Genomic DNA, 8,949 nt, shown 5'->3' on the forward strand with positions numbered 1-8,949 from the left:
AGGCAGAGATCCTGGAGGCAGAGGGCGAACAGGAATATATGAAAATCCTTGCTCAGGCTTATGGAGAAGAGGACAGGAGTGAGTTTTATTCTTTTGTGAGAAGTCTGGATGCGCTGAAGGCATCTATGAAAGGTGAGGACAAAACAGTAATACTGTCCGCGGATTCACCGATCGCTCAGATTTTTGAAGGGAAATAAAAGAAGAAGGCTTCGAATTTATAAAAATCTTACAAATTCGAATAAAAAACAGAAACATAGAATTGGCTTGACAGTAACGCAGAATTGTTCATATAATACAAATTAGCCAAAACTAACCTGCTGATATAAGGTACTTGGAGAGAAAATTATTATAGAATAATTCAGGTGGGATCAAAATGAGAAAACTGATGCAAACTGATTTTGAAGAAATAAAGGAAACGAATATTCAGCTTCCGTCCTCACGGCGTGAAATTGAGGAGGATATGCTGGAACAGATTTGTCTGATTGCAAATGCTGGAGCAGAGATTACAGTTGAAGAATTATGTAGCCGTATGGCTATGAGCAGAAGAGAAATCAATTTTTATCTGAAACAACTGAAAGTTCATGGCTATATTATCAGAGAGAAAGTTACATCTACAGGACATCAGAAGGATGAATCCGGCTCTGGAATTTCACTTACAGAGTTTGGAAAGATTACAGGAGAAGAATTTCAGTATCGCTATGAAATTCTCACTCAGTTTCTTCAGTTTGTTGGCGTTTCAGATGAGAAAGCCCAGGAGGATGCCTGCCGTATGGAGCATGTGGTCAGTGAGGAAACGGTTCAGCAGATTTGTAATTTTGTAGATTATGGAGATACATTTGAACGGATTTTGAAACATTCGGATCTGCGCAGCTGGTATCAGACGGGAAAGTATATGTTTCTTATGGGAATTTATCAGATAGAGAAAACATGTCCAAGAAGATTTGCCAGGGAGTTTGATTGTTTTTCTGAGAATATCTGGCTTCACATTACAGAAGACAAGAGTAGTTTTGAACTGATAAAAAAAGAAGATACTTCGGCGCAGAATTTATGGTACAAAGACCCGGAACAGGGATGGATACAGGCAGAGGAGAAAATGGGAAATCCTTGGATACCGTCCAGTGTGTTTCAATTTTCAACACGATGCCAGGACCCGATCATAGAAGGAACTGCGTTGATCGCGTTTACGAGAAAAGGTGAGAAGCCTGTTGACTGGAACAGCCGGGAACTTGATGTACATATCTGGAAATCGGAGGGATAAAGACGTGAATAATCAGGATAACAGAAATCTTTTACATCCATCAATGCTTCAGATTCAGTACCTTCTGGAATTAGAAAAAGTAGGAAAAAAGCGCGGAAGTGTTGCGATGATCGCGAATACCTGTGGGGTGAGTCATGGACCGGTCAGTCGATTTTTTAAAGAGTGCATTGGAAAAGGATATCTGACGGAAAAATATGAATTTACCACAGAAGGTGCGCATGCCTTGCTAACTTATAAAAGGATCTTAAGGGATGTGAGGACATATCTGAAGACAATGAATATTCCGGAAAAAGAAATTCCGGAGAAGATGAAGCAGCTGATCGAGAACGTGGATTATGATCTGCTGAGGACTATGGTAAGAAATGCAAGACAGACAACGGAACGTACAGTAGAAGGAAAAAATGAACAGGAACAGAAAAATTCGCAGGGAGAAAAAGATTCCAATGCATATTTTATTGAAAAGATACTGGAAAAAGGAAAATTTCAGGTAGGGATTGCTATTCATCAGATAAGCAGAAATAGCGAAACCAGACTCTCTATGGCACATCAGGGCTTTGAACATCTGGCATGTATTCGAAATAATACGCGTGGAAGCTGGCTGGAACTGACGATTCGTGAAATTTACGGAAGGTCCAGGATTGACGGAACAGAGATGTCAGGACATCTTTCTTCTCTGAAATACGAGAAACAGGGGCAGCTTTATGAAGCGGTCATTAAGAATGGAAAGTTAAGGATTCCACTCAGTGCCTGCCATTTTTTCCGTGGCAGAATGGGAAATGTAAAGGGAACGGTTCACATTACAGTTGCCTGTAATGTAGGAAATGCACATATGCCGGAGAGTACAGCAGTGCTGACATTCTGGATGTAAGATTAAAGGTCGAAATGAAGAAAATTCGGCCTTTTTATTATGCACAAATATGGAAAAATGTTGATTTTACAGGTATAAAGGAAAAATACAAACCGTTCCCGACAGGCACGAAAACGAATAAATTAGTTGACACTAACCAATAAACATTGGTAGAATGTCAACGCAGTTAGCCAATGGTAACCAGATAAATCAGATGATTTGGAAGGCTTTCTGTAGTAACTATAAGTAAATATAAAATTAAACATACGATACGGAGAATGATTATGAAACACTCGCTGAAAATCTTTTGGATGATATTGGGATTTTTGTGTCTGGGATTTGGAACGGTAGGGATTGTATTGCCGATTTTGCCGACAGTTCCGTTTTATATGGCAACACTATTCTGTTTTGCAAAAAGTTCAGCAAGACTCCATTCATGGTTTCTTGGAACAAATTTATATAAAAAACATCTGGACAGTTTTGTGCAGAAGAGAGCTATGACGATGGGAACAAAACTCCGCATTATGGGAACTGTAACAGTAATTATGGGGATTGGATTTCTTTGTATGAAAAATGTGCCTGTTGGGAGAATTTGCCTGATCGTGGTATGGGTCTGCCATGTGTTATATTTTTTCCTGAGAGTAAAAACTGTAAATGCGGAAAACAAGACACTGGAAGGTGCAAAATAATATGAATAAGGTGGAAAAGAAGCGGCAGAAAGAACAGTATATTGTGGAAGAAATGATTCGATTATACTGTCGGAAAAATCATTTGGAAGAGGAACGTCAGGGCAGGCAGATGTGTCCGGTCTGTCAGGAACTTTCAGATTATGCGAAACTCAGAAGTCAGAAATGTCCATTTATGGAACAAAAAACATTTTGCGCAAACTGCAAAGTGCATTGTTATAAACCGGAAAAGAGAGAGCAGATTCGTCGGGTAATGCGTTTTTCAGGCCCAAGAATGCTAATGCACCATCCGATTCTTGCAATATGGCATCTGATATGTAGTAAAAGGGAGGCAAAGGTAAAAAACTTATGATAAAGACAAGACTGGTGGGACTCTTATCCCATGCGAAAAAGTATATTGTATATACGATTCTATGGCAGTGGGTGGCACTTCTGTCACAGGTATTGGCAGTTTTTTCGATTGCAGATTTACTGGAACGAGTTATATATCAAAGCGTAACGGCAGCAGTTGTTGAGCGAACGATCATTACACTGATTCTGGTGGTAATCGTACGCTTTAGCTGCGAACGAATGGGCGCAAGATCATCTTATCTTGCCTGTGTGGATGTAAAGCGGATCCTGCGTGAAAAAATTTATGAAAAGATGCTGAAACTTGGGGCGTCCTATAAAGAGCAGGTATCGTCATCAGAGGTAGTTCAGGTATCAACGGAAGGCGTAGAACAGCTGGAAACTTATTTCGGAAAATACCTGCCGCAGTTATTCTACAGCTTAATTGCACCACTGACATTGTTTGCGATTCTTTGTCGGGTGAGTATAAAAGCCAGTGTAGTTCTTCTGATCTGTGTGCCATTGATTCCAATTTCTATCGTAGTGGTACAGAAAATCGCAAAGAAATTGCTGAACAAATATTGGAGTATTTATACAGGACTTGGAGATTCCTTTCTGGAAAATCTGCAAGGGCTTACAACGCTGAAGATTTATCAGGCAGATCAGCAGAAAGCGGATGAGATGGATGTGGAGTCTCAGAACTTTCGAAGAATTACCATGAAAGTTTTGACGATGCAGTTAAATTCTACGAGTGTGATGGATATCGTGGCATATGGTGGAGCAGCGGTTGGAATGGCAGTTGCATTATCTGAGTTTCTCAAAGGAAATATCAGTATCTCAGGGACAATTTGCATTGTTCTTCTGGCAAGTGAATTTTTCCTGCCGTTAAGACTGCTAGGATCTTTTTTCCATATTGCAATGAATGGCATGGCTGCCAGCGATAAAATATTTAAGATATTGGATTTACCAGAACCTCAGACAGGAGATAAAAATCTGCCAGATGACTCATTAGACATTTCTTTTAAGAATGTACATTTTGCCTATGAAGAAAACAGAGAGATTTTAAAAGGAATTGATTTGTATCTTCCGGCAGGAAGCTTTGTATCTCTGGTAGGAGAATCCGGATGCGGTAAGAGTACGATTGCAGGGATCATTTCTGCAAAGAACAGAGGATTTACAGGAGAGATTACTATTGGCGGCGTATCGCTTTCTGAGGTGAATGAGTCAGATCTGATGAAACATGTGGTACTGGTCCGTCATAACAGTTATCTATTTAAGGGAACAGTAGAAGAGAATCTTCGTATGGCAAAACCGGATGCAACAGAGGAAGAAATGAAGGCAGTTCTAAAGAAAGTAAATCTTCTGGGATTTTTGCAGACACAGGATGGTCTTCAGACAAAGTTGCTGGAAAAAGCCAGCAATCTGTCCGGCGGACAATGTCAGAGACTGGTGATTGCCAGAGCATTGCTGTACGATGCTGCTGTATATATTTTTGATGAGGCAGCTTCCAATATTGATGTGGAGAGTGAAGAATTGATCATGGATGTGATTCATGAACTGGCAAAAAACAAAACAGTGCTTCTGATTTCTCATCGACTGGCAAATGTAGTAGAATCTGATCAGATTTATTTCCTGAAGAACGGGGAAATACAGGAACATGGAAAGCATGAAGAACTGATGCAAAAAGACGGTGAATACAGACATTTGTATGAAAGCCAGATGGCACTGGAGAACTATGGAAGGCAGGTGAACAGGGATGTCTGAGGTGCAGAGTAATTTAACAAAAAAACGCAGAAGTGCCGTCTCAATTATGGGAAGTCTGATCGGTCTGGTGAAGCCGCTGCTTCACATTATGATTGCAGCAATCATCCTTGGAACAGCAGGATATCTGTGCGCTATTTTCCTGACGATTCTGGCAGGGCAGGTGATCGTACATGGAATCCTGACAGGAGAAATGGGAGCAGCGATAGCAACTGAAACAACTGATGTAGCATTGTCTGCCCAGACGGTGGGGATTACAGTGAGGAATCTGTGGCTGATAAACACACCTGTAAAAACAATTATTATCATAATGATTATCATTGCAGTTCTTCGAGGAATCCTTCATTATGCAGAGCAGTACTGTAATCATTTTATTGCATTTAAACTCCTTGCGATTATCCGACACAAAGTATTCGCTGCATTGAGAAAACTTTGCCCGGCGAAGCTGGAGGGCAGAGATAAGGGAAATCTGATTTCAATCATTACGACAGACATTGAACTTCTGGAAGTGTTTTACGCGCATACCATTTCTCCGATTGCCATCGCAACATTAACCGCACTGATCATGATCGTTTTTATAGGGAGATATCACTGGATGGCGGGACTTCTTGCTCTTGCAGCTTATCTGATAGTTGGAGTTGCGATTCCAGTGTGGAATGGCAGACGCGGAAGTCAGATGGGAATGGAGTTTCGTACAAATTTTGGAGAGCTGAACAGTTTTGTCCTGGATTCTCTCCGCGGCCTGGATGAGACGATTCAATATGGACAGGGAGAGAGTCGAAAAGAGCAGATGTCACAACGCTCCGGAAATCTTGCAAAAATGCAGAGAAGTTTAAGTAAACAGGAAGGATCACAGAGATCTTTTACAAATATGGTGATCCTGCTTGCATCCTTTGGGATGCTGGCGCTGACAATATGGCTGTACGGCAGGGGCGAACTGGGATTTGAGGGAATCCTGACCTGTACCATTGCTATGATGGGTTCTTTCGGACCAGTAGTGGCATTGTCCAGTCTGTCTAATAATCTGAATCAGACACTGGCAAGTGGGGAGAGAGTTCTTTCGTTATTGGAAGAAAAGCCGATGGTGGAAGAAATTCCTGTAGATGTAAAAGATGATTCTGTAAATATTTCAGAAAATCTTTTGGGCGGCAAGTCAGATATATTTTCAGGCGCAGAAACGAAAAATGTTACATTTGCTTATGAAAATGAAGTAATCCTGGATAATTATTCTCTGAAACTGGAACCTGGAAAGATCACAGGAATTCATGGGGCAAGCGGTTCTGGAAAATCTACACTGTTGAAACTCCTTATGCGTTTCTGGGATGTTGATAAAGGATGTGTTTCTGTGGACGGTGAGGATGTGAGAAAGATTCTGACCAGACATCTCAGAGATATGGAAAGCTATGTGACACAGGAAACGCATCTGTTTCACGACTCTATTGCCAATAATATCGCAGTTGGAAATCCAGGTGCTTCCAGAGAGGAAATTATGGAAGCAGCAAAGAAAGCATCTATCCATGACTTTATTATGAAACTTCCGAAGGGCTATGATACAGAAGTAGGAGAGTTGGGAGACACCTTATCCGGTGGCGAAAAGCAGCGAATTGGAATAGCCAGGGCATTTTTACACGACAGTCCTCTGATTCTGATGGATGAACCGACATCCAATCTGGATTCTTTGAATGAAGGAATCATTCTGAAATCTCTGAGAGAAGCGTCAGAGAAAAAAACTGTGGTACTTGTATCACATAGGAAATCAACGATGAATATCGCAGATACAGTATTTGAAATGAAAGATGGAAGAATCTCATAATCCTTTTAGCAAATCCTGAAGCAGAAAATGTAAGCATAATCTGGAAATAATATGCAGAGAAAACGGAGGGATAGAAAATGCTGACATGTATCAGATCAAAACGGCAGAGAAATGCAGCGGAGTATGCTTTAAGAGCTATTCAGTCATCATGTATAAAGCCTTATATTAAGACAATATATCTGTATGGCAGTTGTGCACGGGGTGAAGAGAAATATAGCAGTGATGTTGATCTGTTTCTGGAACTGTCAGAGTCATTCCGCTCCCGGCCAGAGCTAAAAAAATATCTTTATCTTCTAAAATCAGAAGTATCCTCTGAGGAATTGGATGATGCAGAAACGGATCTGAAAATTGTAGTTGGCGATGACTGGAAAAGGAATAAAATGCTGTATTATACAAATGTTCGAAAGGAGGGAATTCAGATATGGCCTTAAACAGTTATTTTGATTTTGCAGAAAATGATTTTCAATATTTTAACTGACCAAAATTCTGTTCCGGGTAATTCAGGAGATGGTTCTTCGAACACAGATGATAATGGAAATATGTATACAGAATAATGTTGCTGAGATTACGTAAAAATATTTCTTGCATTTTGTAAATAGTTATGATATGATGCTGCTCAAAGAAAAGGGAGTAGCGGCCATCGTTATGAAGAACTGGACTTGTTTTTCCTATAAATGGTACATAAATGCGTCAGAACGGCAGATTAAGAATGCCCGCATTATGATATAATCGGCAAGACTTTTGTTTTAGACATTAAGAGAAGAGTTCATGTTATGTCTGAAATGAAAGTCTTTTTCTTTTCTTCAGAAATTTTTAGAAGCAAAATATTTACTTATGCCAAATGGTGAAACGGAGGAGAAAAGTGAACGAAAAAGTAAATCCTTTTAAAAAATTACAGAAGCCGGGAAAACATGTGAAACGTATTGTAATAGGAGCAGCAGGGCTGGTAATTATTGCAGGGCTTGCAGGAGATGCTACCTATCAGATCCAGGAGCAGGAACAGGCAGTACTGACAACTTTCGGAGTGCCGAAAGCAGTGGCAGAAACAGGACTGCATTTTAAGATTCCTTTTATACAGAAAGTACAGAAAGTAAATACAACGATCCAGGGATTTCCTATTGGATATAGTATGGGAGATAATTCGGTGGTTGAGAATGAGGGCATTATGATTACCTCGGATTATAACTTTATTGATGTAGATTTCTTTGTTGAGTACAGAATTTTAGAACCGGTAAAATATCTTTACAATTCAGAGGAACCGGAAGATATTCTAAAAAATATTTCTCAAAGCTGTATCCGTACAGTAATCGCAAGTTATGATGTGGATGAAGTACTTACAACCGGAAAAGGTGAAATCCAGAGCAAGATCAAAGAAATGATACTGAAACAGATGGAGGAACAGGATTTGGGAATCCAGCTTGTGAATATCACAATCCAGGATTCAGAACCGCCCACACAGGAAGTTATGAAAGCATTTAAAGCAGTAGAAACTGCCAAGCAGGGAAAAGAAACTGCTTTGAATAATGCTAATAAATACAGAAACGAAAAGCTTCCGGAGGCTGAGGCAGAAGCAGACCAGATCATTCAGGATGCTGAGGCGCAGAAACAGGTAAGGATTAATGAAGCGGAAGCTGAGGTTGCACGTTTTAATGCCATGTATGAGGAGTATGTAAAGAATCCGGAGATCACAAAGAAGCGTATGTTCTATGAGACAATGGAAGATGTGTTGCCGGGAATGAAGATTGTGATTGATAATGGAGATGGGGTGCAGAAGGTTCTGCCGTTAGATTCTTTTACAGGGAACAGTTCAGAGAATCCGACAGAGACACTGAACACAGATCCTGCTCAGGACACACAAAATTTAAATGATTCTGAGAACGAATAATGAAATGACAGAAAATATTTCATATAAAAGGTGTTTTAGTAAGTCAACTACCCATCACCTAAAGGCAGCGGGTTTCCGCCTATGACAAACGAAAGGATTTATTATGAAAGGTAAGAAAGTTGGAATATTAATTGGTGTGGCTGCAGCGGTTGTAGCTGTCGGAGCATCAGTAACAGTAACTCAGCAAAACGAATACAAACTGATCCGCCAGTTTGGTAAGGTTGACAGGGTGATCAGCTCATCGGGAATCAGTTTTAAGATTCCGTTTATAGAGAGTACACAGTCATTGCCAAAGGAAACATTGCTGTATGATCTGGCAGCATCTGATGTAATTACAAAAGATAAGAAAACGATGATCAGCGACAGCTATGT

The 8,949-nt window shown here is 40.2% G+C and carries 9 protein-coding genes and 1 pseudogene; all 10 read left to right on the forward strand.

The window, feature by feature from the left end; genetic code table 11:
- Positions 1 to 197: pseudogene (locus H8Z82_RS16135) on the forward strand (protease modulator HflC); the annotation flags it as partial.
- A 176-nt stretch (positions 198 to 373) separates the two neighbouring features.
- Entirely contained in the window at positions 374 to 1,258 is an 885-nt protein-coding gene (locus tag H8Z82_RS16140) for a metal-dependent transcriptional regulator (protein ID WP_186995678.1), read from the forward strand.
- Between the two features lie 4 nt (positions 1,259 to 1,262).
- Entirely contained in the window at positions 1,263 to 2,126 is an 864-nt protein-coding gene (locus tag H8Z82_RS16145; protein ID WP_186995679.1) for a hypothetical protein, read from the forward strand.
- 263 nt (positions 2,127 to 2,389) lie between these two features.
- Positions 2,390 to 2,794, forward strand: coding sequence for a YbaN family protein (locus H8Z82_RS16150; protein ID WP_186995680.1), 405 nt, complete (start codon positions 2,390 to 2,392; stop codon positions 2,792 to 2,794).
- Between the two features lies 1 nt (position 2,795).
- Positions 2,796 to 3,143 (forward strand): nitrous oxide-stimulated promoter family protein, encoded by a 348-nt coding sequence (locus H8Z82_RS16155; protein WP_186995681.1) that lies wholly within the window; start codon positions 2,796 to 2,798, stop codon positions 3,141 to 3,143.
- On the forward strand, positions 3,140 to 4,882 hold the full coding sequence (locus tag H8Z82_RS16160; RefSeq protein ID WP_186995682.1) for an ABC transporter ATP-binding protein/permease: 1,743 nt from the start codon (positions 3,140 to 3,142) through the stop codon (positions 4,880 to 4,882). The genes H8Z82_RS16155 and H8Z82_RS16160 overlap by 4 nt, the downstream gene beginning before the upstream one ends.
- A complete protein-coding gene (locus H8Z82_RS16165) occupies positions 4,875 to 6,692 on the forward strand; it encodes an amino acid ABC transporter ATP-binding/permease protein (protein WP_186995683.1) in 1,818 nt (605 codons plus the stop codon). The genes H8Z82_RS16160 and H8Z82_RS16165 overlap by 8 nt, the downstream gene beginning before the upstream one ends.
- 77 nt (positions 6,693 to 6,769) lie before the next feature.
- Positions 6,770 to 7,123, forward strand: a complete 354-nt coding sequence (locus tag H8Z82_RS16170) for a nucleotidyltransferase domain-containing protein (protein WP_008705813.1) — start codon at positions 6,770 to 6,772, stop codon at positions 7,121 to 7,123.
- A 431-nt stretch (positions 7,124 to 7,554) separates the two neighbouring features.
- Entirely contained in the window at positions 7,555 to 8,577 is a 1,023-nt protein-coding gene (hflK, locus tag H8Z82_RS16175; protein ID WP_243101692.1) for an FtsH protease activity modulator HflK, read from the forward strand.
- Positions 8,578 to 8,680: 103 nt separating this feature from the next.
- Positions 8,681 to 8,949 (forward strand): SPFH domain-containing protein (locus tag H8Z82_RS16180; protein ID WP_243176509.1); only part of this gene is annotated, 269 nt, incomplete at its 3' end.

This window comes from Blautia difficilis (genome assembly GCF_014297245.1).
Taxonomy (GTDB): Bacteria; Bacillota; Clostridia; order Lachnospirales; family Lachnospiraceae; genus Blautia_A; species Blautia_A difficilis.

What these genes read in the sequence shown, in the direction of transcription:
- H8Z82_RS16140 (WP_186995678.1), top strand. Translation starts at nt 374, where the DNA reads ATGAGAAAACTGATGCAAACTGATTTTGAAGAAATAAAGGAAACGAAT.
- H8Z82_RS16150 (WP_186995680.1), top strand. Translation starts at nt 2,390, where the DNA reads ATGAAACACTCGCTGAAAATCTTTTGGATGATATTGGGATTTTTGTGT.
- H8Z82_RS16155 (WP_186995681.1), top strand. Translation starts at nt 2,796, where the DNA reads ATGAATAAGGTGGAAAAGAAGCGGCAGAAAGAACAGTATATTGTGGAA.
- H8Z82_RS16160 (WP_186995682.1), top strand. Translation starts at nt 3,140, where the DNA reads ATGATAAAGACAAGACTGGTGGGACTCTTATCCCATGCGAAAAAGTAT.
- H8Z82_RS16165 (WP_186995683.1), top strand. Translation starts at nt 4,875, where the DNA reads ATGTCTGAGGTGCAGAGTAATTTAACAAAAAAACGCAGAAGTGCCGTC.
- H8Z82_RS16170 (WP_008705813.1), top strand. Translation starts at nt 6,770, where the DNA reads ATGCTGACATGTATCAGATCAAAACGGCAGAGAAATGCAGCGGAGTAT.